Annotated in this window: 15 protein-coding genes and 2 pseudogenes; 7 read left to right on the forward strand and 10 right to left on the reverse strand. The window is 65.5% G+C overall.

Annotation, left to right across the window (positions count from 1 at the left end; translation table 11 throughout):
* Positions 1 to 58 precede the first annotated feature (58 nt).
* The 6 genes and pseudogenes from ACFPFG_RS17465 to ACFPFG_RS17485 all read right to left on the reverse strand — a co-directional run bounded on the left by ACFPFG_RS17465 (position 59) and on the right by ACFPFG_RS17485 (position 5,527).
* Positions 59 to 751, reverse strand: coding sequence for a hypothetical protein (locus ACFPFG_RS17465; RefSeq protein WP_183020727.1), 693 nt, complete (start codon positions 749 to 751; stop codon positions 59 to 61).
* 235 nt (positions 752 to 986) lie between these two features.
* A complete protein-coding gene (gene speE / locus ACFPFG_RS17470) occupies positions 987 to 1,925 on the reverse strand; it encodes a polyamine aminopropyltransferase (RefSeq protein WP_465251928.1) in 939 nt (312 codons plus the stop codon).
* A 6-nt stretch (positions 1,926 to 1,931) separates the two neighbouring features.
* Positions 1,932 to 2,282, reverse strand: a pseudogene (gene speD / locus ACFPFG_RS33600) (adenosylmethionine decarboxylase); the annotation flags it as partial.
* Between the two features lie 146 nt (positions 2,283 to 2,428).
* A complete protein-coding gene (locus tag ACFPFG_RS17475) occupies positions 2,429 to 3,106 on the reverse strand; it encodes a phosphoglycolate phosphatase (RefSeq protein ID WP_197954077.1) in 678 nt (225 codons plus the stop codon).
* 152 nt (positions 3,107 to 3,258) lie between these two features.
* A complete protein-coding gene (locus ACFPFG_RS17480; RefSeq protein WP_380107598.1) occupies positions 3,259 to 4,986 on the reverse strand; it encodes a methyl-accepting chemotaxis protein in 1,728 nt (575 codons plus the stop codon).
* Positions 4,987 to 5,050: 64 nt separating this feature from the next.
* Positions 5,051 to 5,527: a chemotaxis protein CheW gene (locus ACFPFG_RS17485; RefSeq protein ID WP_183020724.1), complete on the reverse strand. Its 477-nt coding sequence runs from the start codon at positions 5,525 to 5,527 to the stop codon at positions 5,051 to 5,053.
* A 330-nt stretch (positions 5,528 to 5,857) separates the two neighbouring features.
* Here ACFPFG_RS17485 and ACFPFG_RS17490 point away from each other — a divergent pair, with 330 nt between their 5' ends.
* From ACFPFG_RS17490 to ACFPFG_RS17515, 6 genes are all read left to right on the forward strand, one after another.
* Positions 5,858 to 7,555, forward strand: a complete 1,698-nt coding sequence (locus ACFPFG_RS17490; protein ID WP_312378128.1) for a methyl-accepting chemotaxis protein — start codon at positions 5,858 to 5,860, stop codon at positions 7,553 to 7,555.
* A 74-nt stretch (positions 7,556 to 7,629) separates the two neighbouring features.
* A complete protein-coding gene (locus ACFPFG_RS17495) occupies positions 7,630 to 8,865 on the forward strand; it encodes an HD-GYP domain-containing protein (protein WP_183020722.1) in 1,236 nt (411 codons plus the stop codon).
* Between the two features lie 271 nt (positions 8,866 to 9,136).
* On the forward strand, positions 9,137 to 9,508 hold the full coding sequence (locus ACFPFG_RS17500) for a response regulator transcription factor (RefSeq protein ID WP_012202670.1): 372 nt from the start codon (positions 9,137 to 9,139) through the stop codon (positions 9,506 to 9,508).
* Positions 9,508 to 10,272, forward strand: coding sequence for an HD-GYP domain-containing protein (locus ACFPFG_RS17505; RefSeq protein ID WP_380107601.1), 765 nt, complete (start codon positions 9,508 to 9,510; stop codon positions 10,270 to 10,272). Before ACFPFG_RS17500 ends, ACFPFG_RS17505 begins: the two co-directional genes overlap by 1 nt.
* Positions 10,273 to 10,281: 9 nt before the next feature.
* Positions 10,282 to 11,121, forward strand: a complete 840-nt coding sequence (locus tag ACFPFG_RS17510) for a substrate-binding periplasmic protein (protein ID WP_183020720.1) — start codon at positions 10,282 to 10,284, stop codon at positions 11,119 to 11,121.
* A 24-nt stretch (positions 11,122 to 11,145) separates the two neighbouring features.
* Entirely contained in the window at positions 11,146 to 13,671 is a 2,526-nt protein-coding gene (locus ACFPFG_RS17515; protein WP_197954079.1) for a sensor histidine kinase, read from the forward strand.
* A gap of 26 nt (positions 13,672 to 13,697) precedes the next feature.
* On the opposite strand, the gene ACFPFG_RS17520 is transcribed toward ACFPFG_RS17515, so the two are convergent.
* Positions 13,698 to 16,301, reverse strand: a complete 2,604-nt coding sequence (locus tag ACFPFG_RS17520; RefSeq protein WP_312378119.1) for a putative bifunctional diguanylate cyclase/phosphodiesterase — start codon at positions 16,299 to 16,301, stop codon at positions 13,698 to 13,700.
* Between the two features lie 158 nt (positions 16,302 to 16,459).
* Positions 16,460 to 16,669 (reverse strand): hypothetical protein, encoded by a 210-nt coding sequence (locus ACFPFG_RS17525; RefSeq protein WP_183020717.1) that lies wholly within the window; start codon positions 16,667 to 16,669, stop codon positions 16,460 to 16,462.
* A gap of 85 nt (positions 16,670 to 16,754) precedes the next feature.
* Here ACFPFG_RS17525 and ACFPFG_RS17530 point away from each other — a divergent pair.
* Positions 16,755 to 16,935, forward strand: a pseudogene (locus ACFPFG_RS17530) (transketolase family protein); the annotation flags it as partial.
* A 47-nt stretch (positions 16,936 to 16,982) separates the two neighbouring features.
* On the opposite strand, the gene ACFPFG_RS17535 reads toward ACFPFG_RS17530, so the two are convergent.
* Complete coding sequence (locus ACFPFG_RS17535; protein ID WP_183020716.1) at positions 16,983 to 17,675, reverse strand: winged helix-turn-helix domain-containing protein; 693 nt, start codon at positions 17,673 to 17,675, stop codon at positions 16,983 to 16,985.
* A 33-nt stretch (positions 17,676 to 17,708) separates the two neighbouring features.
* Positions 17,709 to 19,127: an SEL1-like repeat protein gene (locus ACFPFG_RS17540; protein WP_232245676.1), complete on the reverse strand. Its 1,419-nt coding sequence runs from the start codon at positions 19,125 to 19,127 to the stop codon at positions 17,709 to 17,711.
* Between the last annotated feature and the right edge of the window lie 110 nt (positions 19,128 to 19,237).

A 19,237-nucleotide genomic window follows, 5' to 3' on the forward strand; every position in this document is an offset into this window, starting at 1 on the left:
CCTGAATCTGCCGCATTACACCGGGAATATGCAGGCGGCCGGTTTGATCAATATTGACTCAAATATCTTCCTGCCAGCCAGCAACATACCTGACCAGCGCCCACTGCGCCAGCCACAGTGCCATATAGCCAAAGGTTTCCACCAGCTCCTCCAACACGATCACCTGATAATCAAACCATTGCTGCAGGACAATGAATCCATGCCCTTCCGCATTGGTGGAAATCACCATGGCTGCGGCAAATATCGCCAGGCTGAATATCGGCAGCGCATGCTCGCGCACCAGGCGCTTGATAACCTTGTTCCAGACTCCGTGGCGCACGAACCAATAGCAGCACAGCAGCAGCATGGCACCCACCACCCATTTGACGGCGGGCCGGTACCACAGGACCTGGGAGCTGATCACCGGCCCCCACTTGCCGGCCTCCAGGCTGGGCAGGAACGCCGCGCCCCAGGCCAGTTCACGCCCCAGGAAGGCCAGCCAGAACAAGGAGGCGATCCACCACAGGGGGGCCGCGAAGGAGTGCTTCTGCCGCCGTGCCGCAACCAAGGCCGCCACCATGCCCAGCAGCAGGGTCACGGCCTGGATATTCTCCAGGAATCCATTTTCCCAGCTCAGGCTTTGCGGCAATACAAAGCTCAGGGGAAAGCTCAGTACCAGCCCCGCCAATAAAGCCCAATTCCAAAGCCGCAGCATGGAATCATCATGGTATTTGGACGCAGATATTCTTGTTTTTGAAAGGGTAGCAGTCATTTTGATACAGGGCGACTGGCGCTTTATCTGTTGATATGGTTCTTGCAAGCACACAATATCCCTGGAATACATACCAGGGAGGCCGGAAAAATGGCGGGTGCACGGGCCTTCCCGCCGTTTTTCATTACAGCAGACTTGCCACCAGATTGCAGCACTGTGTCAAATTTGCCCTGCCGGGCGCGCAGTTGCCACTGCAGCCAGGCCGGGCCGGGTCCGTTTCCAGAACGGACCGGGTTCAGCCGAAGCGGGCTGCGCGCGGGGGCAGCGCCGCCAGGGGCGCAGGCTGCACCAGATCCCGGTAATAGTTGGGCAGCGCGAACAGTGCGGGGTGCACCTCGGCGTTGTAGTAGCGCAGGTCAGGCAGGCGGCGTTCGGCCAGACGCTGGCGCAGCTGGGCGGGCGGCAGCGCCGCCGCGTCCAGCGTGTCCGAGGCCACGGCCAGGCCCCAGTAGGCGCCGTACAGGGGGATGTACAGGCCGTAGCAGCGCACGATGGCAAAGCGCTCGCGCAGGCTGGCCACCAGCCGCGCCACCTGCTCGCCATGGAAGACGGGGCTGCCCAGGTGCAGCACCAGGGCGCCGCCCGGCGCCAGCACGCGCTTCATGCGCGCCAGGGCTTCGTCCGAGTACAGCGCGCTGGCAGGCGTGTCGGGGTCGGTGAGGTCCATGAGCGCGAGGTCGAAACGCTCCTCGGTGTGCTCCACCATGGCCATGCCATCGCCGATGCGCAGTTGCAGGCGCGGATCATCGAACACGCCCCGGTGCACCTGCTGCAGGTGCGTGCGCGCGGCCTGGACCACGGCCTCGTCCAGCTCGGCCACCACCACCTGCTCCATGGACGGGTGCTTGAGCAGCTCCTCGGCCGCGCCGCCATCACCACCGCCCAGGATCAGCGCCTTGCGCGGCGCCGGGTGGGCCAGGGCAGCGGGATGGACCAGGGCCTCGTGGTAGAAGAACTCCTCGCCTTCGGAGGTCATGAAGCGGCCATCCAGGCGCAGCACCTTGCCGAACTGCGGCGTGTGCAGCAGCTCCAGCTCCTGATGGGGCGTCTGCACGGTTTCGCGCCGCGTGGCGCGCCAGCCGAAGCGCGCATGGGGCGTGAGCGCCTCCAGCGCCCAATCGCCTTCATCGGCCGCCGCTGCGGCCCGGGCGCCGGGGCCGATGTCGCCGCGCATCAGGTGCTGGCGCACCACGCGGCCCGGCGCATAGGCGGCGATCACGCCCTCCATCAGCGCGCGGGCCTTGCCCGAGTTGTCGGCGGAGAAATTGCAGACGTAGACATCGACGGTGACGCAGCCGGTCTCGGGCCAGGTGTGTATGGCCAGATGCGATTCGGCCAGCAGCACGGTGCCGGTGACGCCGCCGGGCTGGCCCTGGTAGTCCGGGAACTTGACCCAGCGGTCCTCCACCAGGGTCAGGCCGGCCTGCGCGGTCTGTGCGCGGCACAGGGCGGCGATGGCATCGGCGTCGAGCATGTGGCGCGCGTCGCCCTGGCATTGGTAGAGATCGGCGGTCAGGTGCAGTCCGTGCATGTCGCGTGCTTCCTCCTTGTCTGTGGCCGGATCGCGGCCAGGATGGCAAAGCAGACGACTCTAGCAAAAACATAAATCGCACCGTCAAAGTGCGTTAACCAACGCCAAATCCCATTCTTTTTCCAAAAAACCTGGAACTGTGAGAATCAGGCCAGTTCGGTCAGCACATCGACAAAGCCGTCGGCATCGACCTGGCGCACGGGCTGACCGTGGTTGTAGCCGTAGCTGACCAGCACCACGGGGCAGCCCGCGGCGCGCGCGGCCTGGGCGTCGTTGCTGGAGTCGCCCAGCATCAGCGTGCGCGCGGGGGAGGTGCCCAGGGCCTCGCAGGTCTTGAGCAGGGGCAGCGGGTCGGGCTTCTTGCGCTCGAAGGAGTCCCCGCCGAAGACCTGCTCGAACAGCGGCGCCAGGCCTTTTTGTGCCAGCAGCGGCTGCGCGAAGGACAGCGGCTTGTTGGTCAGGCAGGCCAGCCGCAGGCCGCGCGCGCGCAGGGCCTGCAGGCCTTCGAGCACGCCCGGATAGACCTCGGCGAACTGGCCGTTGAGCTGCAGGTAGTGGTGCTCGTAGCGCTGCCAGGCCTGGCCGTAGATGGCATCCACATCGGCCGCGCCCACATGGGCCAGCACCGAGCGGATCAGGTGCTCCGAGCCCTTGCCCACCATGTTCTCGATGGCCTGCGGGGCGATGGCCGGCAGTTGCAGGTCCGCCAGCATGCGGTTGAGGGCTTCGGCGAAGTCGCCCAGGGTGTTGACCATGGTGCCGTCGAGATCAACGATGGCGGCGTCCAGTTGCTGTGGGTTCAACGGAATGAAGTTTGAAATCATGAAATGGGGGTGTCGAAAGCCGGGGGCTGCCTGCGCAGGAACAGCGTTGAAAATATCAGAACTTGCGCAGTCCCCGGGACTTGGGCCTTGTGTTCCCTTGGCAGACCCTGCATGGCCGTGGCCCCGTATCCCGCACGCAAGGGGCAGGTTGATCAGAACGACACCCAGTCGTCCTGCTCCTGCGCTTGCTTGTGCACGGGCTGCACGGCGCGGACAGCCTGGCGTACGGGGAGTGCCGCTGTCGCGGGCGCCCGATTGCGCGCCCGCACCGTGGGTTGCGGGAGCGGCGGGGTTGAGGAAAGCTGTGCCGCATGACCACCCAGCTGGAAGATCGACACGGCCTGCACCAGCTGCTGTGCCTGCGTTCTGAGGCTGGCCGCTGCCGCCGCACTTTCCTCCACCAGCGCCGCATTTTGCTGCGTTACCTGGTCCATCTGGCTGACGGCCTTGCCGACCTGCGCCACCCCCGCGCTTTGCTCATCACTGGCACTGCTGATCTCACCCATGAGATCTGTCACGCGCTGGATGGAATGCAGCACTTCCGCCATGGTGGCTCCGGCTTGGTCAGCCAACTCGGTACCCTGCCTGACACGTGTGGCACTGGTGGCGATGAGCTGCTTGATTTCCCGGGCTGCCTGCGCGCTGCGCTGCGCCAGGTTGCGCACCTCACCGGCGACCACGGCAAAGCCTTTTCCCTGCTCGCCTGCGCGGGCCGCCTCGACCGCGGCGTTGAGCGCCAGGATGTTGGTCTGGAACGCGATGCCGTCGATCACGCCCACGATTTCGCCGATCTGGCGCGAGCTTTCGCTGATGTCCTGCATCGCGTTGACGACCTCCTGCACGGAGCCGCCGCCCTTGGTGGCCACCTGGCTTGCGCCCAAGGCGAGTTGATTGACCTGCCTGGCGTTGTCCGCGTTTTGCTTGACGGTGGTAGACAGTTGCTCCATCGACGCTGCAGTCTCCTGCAAGGCACTGGCCTGCTGTTCGGTGCGCTGGCTCAAGTCGGCATTGCCCTTGGCGATTTCCGTGCTGCCGCCAGCGACCCCGTCGGCATTGTTGCGAACTTCATGCACGACCGAGACCAGGCTCTGGAGCATGGCATTGAGCGATGCCTGGACGCTGCCTTCAGGGGCCTGGTGGCGAAGCAATTCAGGGCTGAGATTGCCCTGGGCAATCTGTTGGGCAACGTCGCCCAGTTGCGCCGGCTCTGCGCCCAGGGAACGTGTCAGGCCGCGTGCTATCAATTGCCCCATCAGCACGGCAAGGACAAAGGCCATGACGCTGGCGGCGATCAGCATGTTTCTGCGGTGCGCGTAGGCCTGCGCGGCCTCCTCGATCATCTGCTGTGAACGAAGGCGGGTCAGTTCACTGTACTGGCGGGTGGCCTCGATCAGCTGCGCCAACAAGGGCCGGCACTCTTCGTTCATCTTGCGGATCGCTGCCTCCTTCTGGTTTTGCAGAGCCAGGGACACGATGTCGGTAGCGACCGGTCCATAGCGTTGCTCCACGCCCGCAATTTTGGCAACCAGATCGCGTGCATCGGCCGCAACATCCTTCGAAGCCATTTTGGCCTGGAGTTCGGCCAGCGAGGTGTTGACGTCGGTGTGCGCGGAGGTCACGGCATCCTTCTCCGCCGCCAGGTCTGCAGGCGAGGTCACCAGCACCAGGTTGCGCGCCGCGATCGCCCGGCGGTCCACGGCTGTGCGAACCCTCTCTGCCAGGTGTGCACGGGCGTTGATGCCTTCGACGAAGCGGACAAGATTCAGATTTGCCTCGCTCAACGCCTGAAGGGCCAGCAAGGACACTGCCATGGTGAGAATCGCCAGGCAAGTGAAGGCCACGGAAAGTTTGGTCTTGACAGTCCAGAAACGAGGATTCATGACATGTCTCCTGTCGGATATGCAAATTACGGGATATGGCCGGAGGTGTGCGGGAGCAAGTTGCTCAGCTCGCAGTGCAATCGGCAAGGGACGCTTTAGTCGTCGACAAGAGCCGGTGGGCATCAATCAGCAGCAGCGAACGCTCATCAAGCACGCCCATAGCCAGCAGGCAGTCGTTGACGATGCCCCCTTCCACGGCGGGCACGGGACGGAGGTCTTGCGGCATCAGCGTCACCACGTCAGTGACACCCTCCACCACCATGCCCGTCACTCCACCCGGCAGGCGCAGCATGATGGTCACGGTGCAGGCGTCGTACTGCCTGTGCGAAAGCCCCAGCCTGAGCCGCAGATCGATCACGGGAATGACCTCTCCGCGCAGCTCCAGCACGCCGTTGAAATGGGCGGGGCCGCTGGCGATGCGCATGGGCGACTCGTAAGACCGGATCTCCTGCACTTGCAGCAGGTCGATGCCGTACTCCTCATCGTCCACGCGGAAGGAGAGCCATTGGCTGGCGGTATCGGTTTTCAGTGTGTGCGACATCTTTATCACTCCAATCAAATTTATTTGATGAATTTGATAAAAATTTAGCAGAGAGCACCAAGAAGCACAACCGACTGTTACAACTTTGGTCGCTGATGCCTCGTCGTGCACGTCAGGCGGAAGGCTTCGTCCGGCGCCAAAGGGCTGCGGCGATTGGTCAGGCAAGAGGAAGAGGACGGCGTGGCGGCTCCGCGGGACCGGATCTCGGGGGCAAGAGCCGCACAGATTTAAATTGATAAAATTGATTTCTTAAGCTGCGTTTAAGCCAAGAAAACAATCATTTACATCATATTGATCGAAACTCCTTCCAACCGCCTCCCAGGAGACCCCATGTTCCTCCGACTTCTGTCCATCCGCACAAGGCTCATCGTTGCCTTTACCCTGCTTTTGCTCTTGCTCAGCACGGTGGCGGGTATCGGCTCCCTGCAGATCGCCCGAGTCCAGTTCAATGCCAACGACCTGGGTACCAACTGGCTGCCTTCCACCAATGTGCTTGCCTCGATCCGGGCCACGGCCAACGCGGCTCGGCGCGCGGGGCTGCGCCACGTGATCGAGGACGACGTGCAAAGGAAGCGCGCCCAGGAGGACCTGCTGCTGCAGGCCCAAAAAACCCTGGAGTCGGAGCTGGCCGTCTATGAAAAGCTGGTGTCCTCGCCCGAGGAGCGGCAGCTGTATGACAGGATGGTGGTGCTGTGGGATGCGGCCCGCGCCGCCGACCGCAAGATGGTCGAGCTGTCCAGCGCAGGGCCCGAGCAGGCAGCCCAGGCGCGCGCCCTGGCCACGGGAGCGACCGCTCAGGCATTCGCCCAACTCATGGACGTCGTCGGCCAGGACATCGCGCTGAACCAGGAAGGCGGACGCAAGGCCACCGAGCAGGCCGAGAAGGACTACCACCTGGCGCTGTACCTGCTCGGCGGCCTGGCCGCACTGGCTGTGGTCTTGGGCGCCGTGCTGGCCTGGGCGATCACGCGCTCGATCACCGAGCCCCTGCGCATGGCGGTCTCGGTGGTGGACACCGTGGCGCACGGCGACCTCACGGCCGATATCGTGGTACAGGGCAGGGACGAGCCAGCCCAGTTGCTCTCAGCCATGAGCAGCATGAACGACAAGCTGCGCGAAATCATGGGCCGTGTGCGCCAGAGCAGCGACTCCATTGCCACGGGATCGAGCGAGATCGCCTCCGGCAGCCTGGACCTGAGCCAGCGCACCGAGCAGCAGGCCAGCAACCTCGAGGAAACGGCTGCCTCGATGGAGGAGCTCACGGCCACGGTGCGCACGAATGCAGACACGGCCCAGCAGGCCAACAAGGTGGCCTCGGCCGCCTCGGCCTCCGCTGTCGAGGGAGGCAAGTCCGTGGCCCTGGTGGTGCATACCATGCAGGACATCTCGGAGGCCTCGCGCAAGATTGCCGAGATCACGAACGTCATCGACGCCATAGCCTTCCAGACCAACATCCTGGCGCTCAACGCAGCCGTGGAGGCCGCGCGGGCCGGCGAGCAGGGCCGGGGCTTCGCCGTGGTCGCCAGCGAGGTGCGCGCGCTGGCCCAGCGCTCGGGCACGGCGGCCAAGGAGATCAAGGAGCTGATCGGCGCCAACCTGCAAAAGGTCGAGCAGGGCACCGAGGTGGCCACACGGGCCGGCGAGCAGATGGGCCGTATCGTTGAGCAGGTGCGCAGCGTGGACACCATGATCAGCGAGATCTCCAGCGCATCGGCCGAGCAGGCGGTGGGCATCCGTCAGGTCGGCGAGGCCGTGAGCCAGCTCGACCAGATGACGCAGCAAAACGCGGCGCTGGTCGAGCAAAGCTCGGCCGCTGCAGGCAGCCTGGAGCAGCAGGCCGCAGCTTTGGCGCAGATCGTCTCCACTTTCAAGATGCATCCTGGGCATGGGGCAAGCCACTCCATCGCGCCGCGCGCGGTGACCGTCCAGGCCATGGCACCCAGGCACGCGCCGCCGTCCAGGCAACCACGCCTATCGCCGGCCCGTGCGCAACAGCCAGTCAAGGAGGAGGAATGGGCGGCCTTCTGACCTGGATTCGTACCGAAGCAGGGAAACGGCGGCAAGATGGTGGATCTATGTGAACCGTTGCGGGGTCCGTGTTCATGATCAAGCGCATCAGCGTGCGCCAGTTGCGGCTGGGCATGTTTCTGGAAAGCCTCTGCGGCAGCTGGATGGAACACCCGTTCTGGCGCAGCCGCTTCAGGCTGGACGACCCTGCCGACCTGGCGAGGATCCTGCACTCCCCCATTCAGGAAGTCTGGATCGATACCGCCAAGGGCCTGGATGTCGCGCAAGGCGGGCCGTCTTGCTCGCGCGAGCAGGTGGACACCGTGATCGACGCCCAACTGTCCGAGATCTCGCAGCTGGCCGAGTTGGAGTGCGAGCTGCGGCCCATTGCCTTCGAGGAGGAGGTGAAGCGGGCCGCCCGCATCTGCCACCAGTCCAGGCAGGCGATCACCGCCATGTTCCGCGAAGTGCGCATGGGCAGGGAGATCAACCAGGACGAGGCCCGCTACGTGGTCGCCGAGGTGTCCGAGTCGATCATCCGCAATCCGTGCGCCATGGTCAGCATCGCCAGGCTCAAGAGCAGCGACGACTACACCTACATGCACTCGGTGGCGGTCTGCGCCTTGATGATCGTGCTGGCACGCCAACTCGACCTGCCACCGCAGCAGGTGCGCCAGGCAGGCTATGCGGGGCTGCTGCACGATATTGGAAAGATGGCCATTGCCACCACCATCCTGAACAAGCCGGGGCGCCTGACGGACCAGGAGTTTGACGAGATGCGTGAGCATCCGGCGCGAGGCCTGGAGTTGCTCAGGGCCGGCGGCGTCGATGACCCGGTCGTACTGGACGTCTGCCTTCACCACCATGAGAAGGTGGACGGCACGGGCTACCCCCACAGGCTGCGCGGCGAGGACATCAGCCTGTTCGCGAAGATGGGCGCGGTCTGCGATGTCTACGACGCCATCACCTCGGACCGCCCCTACAAGCGCGGCTGGGACCCTGCAGAGGCGGTGCACAGGATGGCCGAATGGAGCGCCGGGCACTTCGACAAGACCGTATTCCAGGCCTTCGTCAAAAGCATCGGCATCTATCCGGTGGGCTCCCTGGTGCGGCTGACCACGGGCAGGCTGGGAGTGGTCATCGACCCGGGCCGCCAGTCCCTGACCTGTCCGCAGGTCAAGGTCTTCTATTCCACGGCCAGCGGCATGCGGATAGCACCGGAGACCGTTGACCTGGCCCGGCCTGGGTGCACCGAGAAGATCGCCAGCCGGGAAGACCCCGAGAAATGGGGATTCACCGACCTCGACGCACTGTGGAAGGACGAGGCCTAGGGACAGGCCCTCCACACAGGCGCAGCGACAGGTCTGCGACAAACCTGCTTCAGGGCGGGCACCTGCCTGGCTGGCGGATCAGTTGTGCCTTCAGCCCCCCAAGTGCACCTTGCCGGCCTGCGTCTTGTCGCGATCGTGCATGGGCTGCGCCCACCTGGAAACCAGGCTCGGCCATGTATTTGATAGAAAAATTCAATAAAATTTGATGGAATTGATATTTATGATTCACATGTCGGATCAAATTTCCGTTTCGGCATGAAAGGGTCTCCCCATGCAAAAAATACTCATCGTCGAAGACCATGCAGACATCCGCAAGCTGCTGCGCATGACGCTGGAATTCCGTGACTTCGAAGTCGTAGAGGCTTGTGATGGCGATGAAGCCTGGACGATGGCCCAGAGGCTCAGGCCCGACATCGTCCTGCTCGACATCATGATGCCGGGCACCATCAATGGCCTGGAGGTTTGCAGCCGCATCAAGAGCTCCTACGAGCTGCTGCATACGCTGGTCATCCTGCTGACGGCCCGGGGCAGCGCCGAAGACCGCAAGGCGGGCATCCTCGCCGGAGCCGACGAGTACCTGGTCAAGCCCTTCAGCACCTTGAAGCTGCTGGAGACGATCGAAAGCCTGCAGAGGATCGACTGATGGCCCAGTACCAGACCGGCATCCCGAGGGAGCCATCGCGACGTTTCGACCCTGCGGCCGTGGAGCAGATGGAGCTGCTCATCCAGGACTTCGGCCGCATGTACCGCGAGCGCAACGATCTTCTCAAGGAAGTGACACGTGCCCACCACGAGACCCTGCTGCGCCTGGCCATGGCCGCAGAGTTCAAGGATGACGATACCGGCTCGCACATCGTCCGCATCGGCTACCTGTCGGAGGCCCTGGCCCTGCGCCTGGGCTGCCGCATCGAATTCGCCAGCCTGCTGCGCAAGGCGGCCCCGATGCATGACATAGGCAAGGTCGGCATTCCGGACACCATCCTCAAGAAGGAGGGCCCGCTGGGTCCGGAGGAGCGCCTCGTCATGAACCGGCATGCCGAGATCGGCGCACGCCTGCTGGGCCAGTCGCGCATCCCCTTGTTCCAGATGGCCGCCGAAATCGCCGCAAGCCACCACGAACGCTTCGACGGCAAGGGCTATCCAGAGGGCTTGGCAGGCGAAGACATCCCGCTGTCGGCGCGCATCACCTCCATCGTCGATATCTTCGACGCGCTCACCATGGACCGGGTGTACCGGCCGGCGTTCGGGCGAGGGCAGGCCCTGGAGATGATCGCGGCGGAACGGGGCAAGGCCCTGGACCCCGGAATCGTCGACGCTTTCATGGACAACATCGAAGAGCTCGATGCGCTGCGCCTGGCGCTGACCCGGCAGTCTCCGTCCTTCACTGAACTGATCGACACACCCTGAAAGCCCACCATGCGTCCATCATCGACCTGTTTCGGCGCACCGCCTCAACGGCGCGCGCCAGCCCGCCTGGCAGCCTTTGCCGGATTGCTGCTCTCGCTTGCGCAATGGTCCGGTTCTGCCGGGGCCGGCGAGGTGCTGGACCGGATTGCATCCACGGGTGCCATACGTGTGTGCATATGGCCTGACTACTACGGCATCACCTTCCGCGACGCGCGCACAGGCAGGCTGACGGGCATCGATGCGGAGCTCTCGGTGGAGCTGGCCAAGGATCTGGGCGTGCGGGTGCAGTATGTGGACTCCTCCTTTCCCAGGCTGATACCTGACCTGCTGGAGTCGCGCTGCGATGTCGCCATGTTCGCCGTGGGCATACTTCCCCAGCGCCAAAAGCAGCTGCGCTTCACGCAGCCGTATCTGAGCAGCGACATCTACGGTGTGACCACCAAGAGCAATCAGACCGTGCAATCCTGGGCGGACATCGACCAGCCTGGCGTACAGGTGGCCGTGCAGCGCGGCACCTTCATGGAGCCCGTGATGCGCGAGACGCTCAGACATGCGCGCCTCGTGCCCATCGAGCCACCCCAGAGCCGGGAAAAAGAACTCATGGCGGGGCGCGTGGACGTGTTCATGACCGACTATCCCTACAGCCGCAGGCTGCTCGACAGCTCCGACTGGGCCCATCTGATCGCGCCGCCCAAGCCCTTCCATGTGCTTCCCTACGGCTACGCGACCAGTCCGGCCGACGCCCGGTGGCTCGCTCGCCTGGACCAGTTCGTCTCCGACATCAAGCGCGACGGGCGCCTGACCAGGGCTTCGCGCAACAATGGGTTGAGCGCCATCGTCGCGCCTTGATACGACCGATGGAGCATTTTCATCATGTCCAAACAAACGGCCGCACATCATTTTCTGGAGGCCAGGCGCAGCGCCCACCTCAAGGTATTGGTACTGACATTTGCTCTGTGCGTGCTGTCAGGTTTGGTGCTCTTTGTCTGGAGTCAGCTGCACGCCGAGGCCGACCAGAGCAACGCCCAGGCAGCGTTGCTGGCTCGGGTACTTGAAGATCAGACGGGGAAGACCTTCGAGACCGGCGAAGTCGCCCTGGCAAGCCTGGCCCACAATCCGGTCATCCAGTCCGCCGCTAGCCCGCGCGATGCGCGCGAGGCGGCCATGGCGCAAGTTGTCGCCCAGTTGCCGGTTCTGCGCAGCATGGCGCTGCTCGATGGCGAAGGACGCATCCTGGCGAGCACGCAAGCGGGCGAGACCGGTCTGCAGATCGAGGTGCAGAAGCTGCTGCCTGACAAGGCATCGGCCCCGGTCCTGGGCAAGGTCCAGCTGGGACGTCTGGTCACCGGCCGCAGTCTCTCCTCCCTGGCATCGGCCCCGCATGCGACACCGCGGGGCGTCCACTATCTGCCCCAGGTCCTGGCCTTCGAGCACGACGACGGCGCACCCGCCGTGCTGGTGGCCCTGATCAATCCCGACGCCGTGGCCAACTTCTACCAGACCACGCTGGAGGCCCTCAGCTATGAGGCCGTGCTGCTGAGCTACGACGGCCAGCCGCTGGCCAGCACGAACGCAGGCGGGGGCGTTCAAACGGCCTCTGCACGGCAGACCCCCATCTTCCAGAAATGGCTGCCAGGCAGCGAATTCGGCTCCTACATTGGCGCCGGCCTGCTCGGCCCCCATGAGATCGTGTCCTTTCGCACGGTCCGCAACTGGCCCCTGCTGCTGGTCGTGGAGGAACCTTACTCGGAGGTGATCGCGCGCTGGCGTGACGATGCCTTCGCCTTCTTCGGGGCCGGACTTGCACTTCTTGCCCTTGTGTTGGGCCTGAGCGCGTCGGTGCTCAAGACCCGCAGGGTCCAGAGGTCGGCACAGCAGGCCATGGAAAAGGCCCAGGCGCGCATCGCCCGCAGCGAGCATGAGATGGCTGTGCTCATGCGCAGCGTGCAGGAACTCATCTTCCGAACCGACAGCAACGGCCGGCTGACCTTCGTGAACGCCCGCTGGGAGCAATGGACCGGACAGCCCAGCGTCGAGGCGGTAGGGCAGCCGCTGGAGGGCATCGTGCATGAAGCCTGCAGGCCCCAGATCCAGGCACTGCTCGACCCCCTGGCCAAGCTGGCACTGCGCAACTGCCAGGCGCGCTTTCGCCTTCCCGACGACAGGGAGATACTGTGCGACATCGCCGTGGTGCCCCTGCTGCGCGATGGCCGGCTGGTGGGCTTTGCCGGCAGCGCCGTGGACGTGACCGCCCGCTGGAAGGCCCAGCAGGAGCTGCAGACCCAGCTGGCCTTCCAGCACCTGCTGTTCGAGACCACGCCCCTGCCCATGCTGGTCACCGACGCGGACCAGCGCGTGGCCCTGGTCAACAAGGCCTGGGAGGACTTCTTCGGCCGCGGCCGCTATGCCGTGCTCGGCCATGAGATCAAGGGCCTGCACTCGCTTGACGATGCCCTGCTGCAGATGCGCAGCAACCAGGTCGTGCTGCGCTCGGGCCAGCGCATGGTGCTGGAGGCCCGGCTGCCCCATGTGGACGGCAGCTACCGCGACGTGCAGATCTCCAAGGCGGCAGTCAAGGATGCCCAGGGCCGGATCACCGGCGTGCTCAGCATCTTTGTGGACGTGAGCGAATTCCGCGCGGCCGAGCATGCCACCCGCGAAGCCCGCGACGCGGCCGAAGAGGCCTTCCGCGTGAAATCGGAGTTCGTCGCCAACATGAGCCATGAGCTGCGCACCCCGCTGCAGTCCATCATGGGCTTTGCCGAACTGGGTGGCCTGCGCTCGCGCGGCAATGCCGCCATCGCCGACATGTTCAACGATATCCATGCAGCCGGCCAGCGCATGCTGGCCCTGGTCAATGACCTGCTGGATGTCGCCAAGCTGGAAAGCGCCGTGGGAACCATCCACCTGGAACGCACCGACCTCAGGAGCCTGATCCGGCCCGTGGTGCGCGAGCTGGAGCCGCAGCAGCAGCAAAAGCTCATCGACCTGCGGCTGGAGCTCGACGAGGCGCCGCTGATCGCCAAGGCCGACCCCGTGCGCTTCCAGCAGGTAGTGCGCAATGTGCTGGCCAACGCCATCAAGTTCTCGCCCATTGGCGGGCGCATCGATGTGCAGGGCCGCATCGACGGACGGGGCGACATCTGCATCGCCATCTCCGACCAGGGGCCGGGCATTCCGCCGCAGGAACTGGACAAGATCTTCCAGCCCTTCGTGCAGTCCAGCAAGACCAAGAACGGCTCGGGTGGAACGGGCCTGGGCCTGGCCATCTGCCGCAAGATCATCGACACCATGGACGGCACCATCGTCGCCAGCAACGGTCCCGCAGGCGGTGCCATGTTCTGCATCACCTTGCCCACCCGCAATGCCATGGAAACCCGTCCAGCCGAGTTGACATAGCCGGCACCGGCGCCGGGATGCGAGGCTCAGGCCTCGGACGGCATATGCCGCCCATGCGCCAGCCAGTTGTCCCCGGCCCCCCAGCGCGCGGCCCAGGCGGGCAGCTGGTCGGCGGGCATGGGCCGGGCAATGCCGTAGCCCTGGGCCACGTGGCAGCCCATGTCGCGCAGGCGGCGCGCATGCCTGGGGGTTTCCACGCCTTCGGCCACGGACTCGAGCTGGAAGGTGCTGGCCAGCTGGATCACGCCTTCGACAATCCCGAGGTCATCCGGGTCGGCCAGCATGTCACGCACAAAGCTCTGGTCGATCTTGAGCGACTGCACGGGCAGCTTGCGCAGGTAGGTGAGCGAGGAGTAGCCGGTGCCGAAGTCGTCCAGCGCAAAGCGTATGCCCAGCTGCCGGCACTGGCCCATCACCTGGATGGCCTGCTGCATATCGGCAATGGCGGCGCTTTCCAGGATTTCCAGCTCGATCAGATGCGGCGGCAGTTCCGGGTGGCGGGCCAGCACCTGGGCCATCGTGGCGTGGAAGCCGCCGTCCAGCAACTGGTTGGCGCTGACGTTGATGCTCACGCACAGGTCCAGGCCCTCGCCGAACCAGCGGGCCGCCTGGGCCACGGCCTCGCCTATGACCCAGTCGCCCAGCGGCCGCTCCAGATCGCTGCCCGCGACGAAGGGCAGGAACTCGCCCGGTGCGCGCAGGCCCTGCCGCGGGTCGTGCCAGCGCAGCAGGGCCTCGGCGCCCACCAGCTTGCCGCCGCCCAGCTCCACCTTGGGCTGGTAGTGCAGCAGGAATTCACCCTGCTCCAGCGCCTGGCGCAGCCAGCCCAGCTGCAGGCGGCGCGCATGGGCCTTGCGGTCGTTTTCCGGATCGAACAGCTGGTAGCGGTTGCGCCCGGCCTGCTTGGCCACGCACATCGCCTGGTCGGCATGGCGCAACAGCAGGTCGGGGTCGGCCTGGTCGTCGGGGTAGAGGCTGACGCCCAGGCTGGCGGTCACGGACAGCACCCGGTCCTGCACGGGCACGGGACGGCTGGCCGCCTCCAGCACCCGGTCGAGGATGGTGGTGCAGTGCTCGGCCGAGCCGATGTGCGACAGCAGCAGCACGAACTCGTCGCCACCGAGCCGCGCCAGCGTGTCCTCGGAGCGCAGCACACTCTTGAGGTGCGCGGCCACGCCCACCAGCAGGGCATCGCCTGCGGCCGCGCCGTACAGGTCGTTGATTTCCTTGAAGCCGTCCAGGTCCAGAAAGCACACGGCCAGGGAGCGGCCCTCGCGCGCCGTGCGCAGCATGGCCTGGTTGAGCCGGTCGATCAGCAGGCGGCGGTTGGGCAGGCCGGTCAGCAGGTCGTAGTGGGTGACGCGCTCGAGCTCGGCCTCGTGGGCCTTGATGTGGCTGATGTCGGTGAAGACGCCGATGTAGTGCTCGATCTCGCCGCCGGCGCCTTGCGCGGCGGAGATGGACAGCATTTCGGCGAAGATCTCGCCCGTTTTGCGGCGGTTCCAGATTTCACCGTGCCAGAAGCCGTCGCGCGCGATGCAGGCCCAGATCTGCCGGTAGAACTCCGGCCCGTGCAGGCCCGAGGACAGCATGCGCGGCGTCTTGCCGATCACGTCCTCGGGCGCATAGCCGGTGATGCGGGTGAAGGCCGGATTGACGCGCGTGATGCGCCGCGCCGGATCGACCACCATGATGCCCTGGTGGCTGCTGTCGAACACCACGGCGGCCTGGGCCAGTTCGCGCTCGAAGCGCTTGCGCTCGGTAATGTCACGGGAGATGCCGAACAGGCCTGCGATGTGGCCTGCGGTGTTGCGCACCGGGCCCTTGGTGACCAGGAAGTCCAGCGTCCTGCCGGGCTCCACCGTCAGTTGCTCTTCATGCGTGGCCACCTCCTGGCACAGCACATCCCGGTCCTTCCTGCGGATGTCACTGGCGATGCCGAAGGGAAAGAGCGCGAAGTCGTCCTTGCCCACGATGTCCTCGGCCTGCCGTCCCACCACGCTGGCGGCGGCCCGGTTGACCAGCAGGTAGCGTCCGCGCAAGTCCTTGACGAACACCGCGTCCGATGTGCCCGAGATCACCGAGTCGAGCAGTTGCCGCTGCATGTTGGCCTTGCGCAGGGAGCGCTGCAGTGTCTCGGCCAGCACGCTCACGGCCAGGCCGTTGACGGCCACCACCCCCCATTGCGCCCAGTCGCGCACGGCGACGCCGTCGGTCTGGTCCAGGCTGTAGGCCGCAAAGGCCGTGGCCAGCAGGCCCGGCCCCAGGCCGCCGATCAGCGCGCTGACCAGCACGGGCAGCATGAACAGCAGCAGCAGCGAGCGTTCACCGAACTGGCTGGCCAGCGTGCTGCTGGCGGCCAGCACGGCCAGGCTCATGGCCAGGGCAAACAGATAGGAGGCCCAGACCGGAAAACGGCGCGGCCCCATTTCCTGTGCGATGGCGGAGGCGCCGATGTTCTGCCCGGCCGGCACCGAGCACAGCGCGAAGAACAGCAGGAAGTCCGTGGCCAGCACAAAGAACAGCCCTTTGACGACGGAAAGCCAGCCGATATCCGCACTCCCTGCCAATGCGAACAACAGCTTGTCGGACAGAACGATCCAGCCGAATGCGAGCAACCCGTAGCTCACCGTGATCAGTCCGATAAATCGGCGTCTTGCTGATTTGGCCATTTCAGCGTGGCACTCCCTGTGTGTATGGCTGTCCCGAATTATTGCCAATCCCTGCGGGCAATCACGTCTTCATTCGCCGAAAACAGGGGCAATAAAACCATTTGCCGCACACTGGCTCATTCATAGAGAAATTGCATCGCAGGTTTTTCGCAATCGATGCAGGAATATCCGTTCTGCCCTTTTCCGGCGCCGGCGGCCAACTCAGTCCGGGCTCTGGCGGCAGGGCTGCTGATCGGTGCGGGCAGGCCCGTGCAAAGTCCCGCAGCCGGGGCATGAGCCAGAGGCTGGCGATGCTGGGTGCGCAGGAAGTGCAGGGAGCCGTCCATGAACATCGTCGAACGCCTGGTGCCCGAGTGGGAGGGCCGCGACCGCATCCTGCTCTCGCAAGGCCACTACGCCATCGTCTTCTACGCGGCCCTGGGCGAGGCCGTGGCCGGCGCCCTGCTGGAGCGCGATGTGCGGCCCGCGCGCTTTCGGCCGGCGGGCCTGCCGGACGCCTTCCTCGATAGCGGGCGCCCTGCCCACGCTGCATGAGCGCTACGGCATCAGCGCCCAGGCGCTGGCGGGGCGCATCCGCCAGTGGCTGGGCTGAATGCCCGGCGTTGTGGCGGCGGGCACACCAGAGCAGAGCAGGGCAGATCAGGGCTGCTTGGCGGAATCCCCGTCGCGCAACGCCAGCAAGTAGCCCATGCCGCGCACCGTGTGCAGCAGCTTGACCGCATAGGGATCATCGAGCTTGCTGCGCAGCCTGCACACCGCCACGTCCACGGCGTTGTTCAAGGCATCCACGGGCAGGCTCCAGACCTGCTCCACCAACTCGGCGCGCGAGACCACATCGCCCTGACGCTGCAGCAGCAGCCACAGCACGGCGAATTCCTGGCGGGTCAGGTCCAGTCGCCGGCCGGCACGCTCGACCCGCTTTTTCGACAGGTCCAGCACCAGATCCGCCAATGTCAGGCGCAGACCCTCCTGGCCGGCGGAGCCTCGCATCCGCAGCCGTGCACGGGCCAGGAACACCGGCAACCTGACGGGTTTGACAAGGTAGTCATCGGCACCGTTCTGCAGGCAGAACACCTGGTCCTCCAGACTGTCGTTTGCGGTGACCACGATGGTGGGCGTGTCGCCCGCCTGGCGCAGGGCCTGCAGGACCGCACGCCCGCTCTGGCCAGGCAGGTCCAGATCCAGCACGAGCAGGCTGTAGGCACGGCTCAGTGCCAGGTTGCGGCCCTGCAGACCGTCGTGCACGACATCCACGTTGAATCCGTCCTGGCACAGGCCCTGGCACAGGTACTGCGCCGAAGGCGGGTGGGAATCCACGATCAGGATCTTCATGTCTTTTCCTTCACACGCGGGCACAGGCGAGGCTCAGGCCAGCACCTGCCGGAGGATCTGCTGCTGCTGCCTGGCCCATTTCGTGCCAACGCGAATGGCATCGCGCTGCTGTGAGGAGGCAGAAGCGAAGAAGACCGTTTCACTGATCTGCAGGCGGTGAAACAGCCGCCGCATCTGCAGGGATCGGGCCCTCAGCGAGCCTTCCGGGACCAGGGATTCCCCCTGCTGCGCCGAGAACATGGACGCGGCCTGCTCCAGGCAGCGCTGGGCATCGGGCGTGGTCGCGGGCACGGCACGGGGCTCGCACAGCCGGGCCTTCGCCACCAGGGGGTTGTGGCCCACCACCAGCCCCCAGGGACGCATGGCGGTCGAGGGATTGACCGACAGCGCCTCCAGCTTGGTGAGCCCGAACACTCGCGCCAGGCGCAGGCGCATGGCCAGCAGCGGGGCATCCGGCTGTACGGCCTCGATGGCAGCGAGGGCCTCCTCCTCGTTGTCGCCGCCCACGGGCAGCAGCAATGAACGCAGCAGCAACCCGGCCAGCACGTCCCCCTTGGCCGCTGCAGCATGGAGCAGGGCCACGCCCTGTTCCATGGGTTCGATGTGCGTGGCATCACGCAGCACCAGAGCCCCCAGACGGCGCTCGGCCTCGGGCAGCCCGTGACGTGCCGCCTTCTCCAGGCAAAAGCGTGCCAGGGTGGGATTGGCCACCGAGCTGCGGTAGTCGGAGCAGATGCGGAACAGGTGCAGCCAGGCGATGACGATGCCGCCATCGGCAGCGCGCAGCAGCAGGGCTGCGGCCTTGCGCAGGTTCTGCGCATTCACGAGGTTTTCGGGAGCCAGGTGTGTACAGGGCAGCCCCGAGAGCGCCCGTCCAAGCATGTGGCAGGCGCGCACGTCGCCATTGGCGGCACATCGGTCCAGGCTGGCTTCGATCCAGCCCACGGTCAGCCGTCCCAGGTCATGGCCCGCCACCTCCGCCTGGTGGACCAGGTCGGCAATCAGCTGCTGTATGACCGGGCCAGGGGCGGCATGAGGCAGGTCGCACAGTAGCTCCAGCATCCGCACGGCGCGGTGCGACTGGCCCATGGCCATGGCCTGCCGGGCCTCGCAGGCCATGACTTCGGCAATGTCCAGCGGCTGTATGGCGCGCAGGATCTGCAACGCCTGCAACAGCTCGCCGGATGTGTGCGCAGACACGCTGCTTGCCAGATGGCTTGGCAGGGAGGCGCTGCACTTGCCCAGGCATTCCAGAGCCAGATCCAGCTCCCCCCGGATGAGATGCCATGCGGCAAGCTTCTGGCGCCCGACATCCTCATACTCCGCCGCGATCCTCAGGGTCTCCAGCAGCCCGTGCTCCAGCAACTCCCTGAGCGGCAGATGCAGGGCTATGCAGACCGAGGCCTGGCGCCTGGCCTGAGGCAGTGCGGCCTGCAGATACTCCAGCCCCACCGGGATGCTCCTGGAAATGCCTGGCCCCCCAGTCAGATAGGCCTCCCCGAGCTGAAGCCTGGCTCCCGTGTCACCTCGCCTGGCCAGCATCCTCAGCTTGACATCCTCGC

It is taken from the genome of Delftia deserti (assembly GCF_042653485.1).
Taxonomy (GTDB): Bacteria; Pseudomonadota; Gammaproteobacteria; order Burkholderiales; family Burkholderiaceae_C; genus Comamonas; species Comamonas acidovorans.

Bases quoted from the DNA above. Each gene is read 5' to 3' on its own strand.
- ACFPFG_RS17480 (WP_380107598.1), bottom strand. From the start codon at position 4,986: ATGAATCCTCGTTTCTGGACTGTCAAGACCAAACTTTCCGTGGCCTTC.
- ACFPFG_RS17495 (WP_183020722.1), top strand. From the start codon at position 7,630: ATGATCAAGCGCATCAGCGTGCGCCAGTTGCGGCTGGGCATGTTTCTG.
- speE (WP_465251928.1), bottom strand. From the start codon at position 1,925: ATGCGCGGCGACATCGGCCCCGGCGCCCGGGCCGCAGCGGCGGCCGAT.
- ACFPFG_RS17490 (WP_312378128.1), top strand. From the start codon at position 5,858: ATGTTCCTCCGACTTCTGTCCATCCGCACAAGGCTCATCGTTGCCTTT.
- ACFPFG_RS17515 (WP_197954079.1), top strand. From the start codon at position 11,146: ATGTCCAAACAAACGGCCGCACATCATTTTCTGGAGGCCAGGCGCAGC.
- ACFPFG_RS17525 (WP_183020717.1), bottom strand. From the start codon at position 16,669: ATGGACGGCTCCCTGCACTTCCTGCGCACCCAGCATCGCCAGCCTCTG.
- ACFPFG_RS17510 (WP_183020720.1), top strand. From the start codon at position 10,282: ATGCGTCCATCATCGACCTGTTTCGGCGCACCGCCTCAACGGCGCGCG.
- ACFPFG_RS17500 (WP_012202670.1), top strand. From the start codon at position 9,137: ATGCAAAAAATACTCATCGTCGAAGACCATGCAGACATCCGCAAGCTG.
- ACFPFG_RS17465 (WP_183020727.1), bottom strand. From the start codon at position 751: ATGACTGCTACCCTTTCAAAAACAAGAATATCTGCGTCCAAATACCAT.
- ACFPFG_RS17475 (WP_197954077.1), bottom strand. From the start codon at position 3,106: ATGATTTCAAACTTCATTCCGTTGAACCCACAGCAACTGGACGCCGCC.
- ACFPFG_RS17505 (WP_380107601.1), top strand. From the start codon at position 9,508: ATGGCCCAGTACCAGACCGGCATCCCGAGGGAGCCATCGCGACGTTTC.
- ACFPFG_RS17485 (WP_183020724.1), bottom strand. From the start codon at position 5,527: ATGTCGCACACACTGAAAACCGATACCGCCAGCCAATGGCTCTCCTTC.
- ACFPFG_RS17535 (WP_183020716.1), bottom strand. From the start codon at position 17,675: ATGAAGATCCTGATCGTGGATTCCCACCCGCCTTCGGCGCAGTACCTG.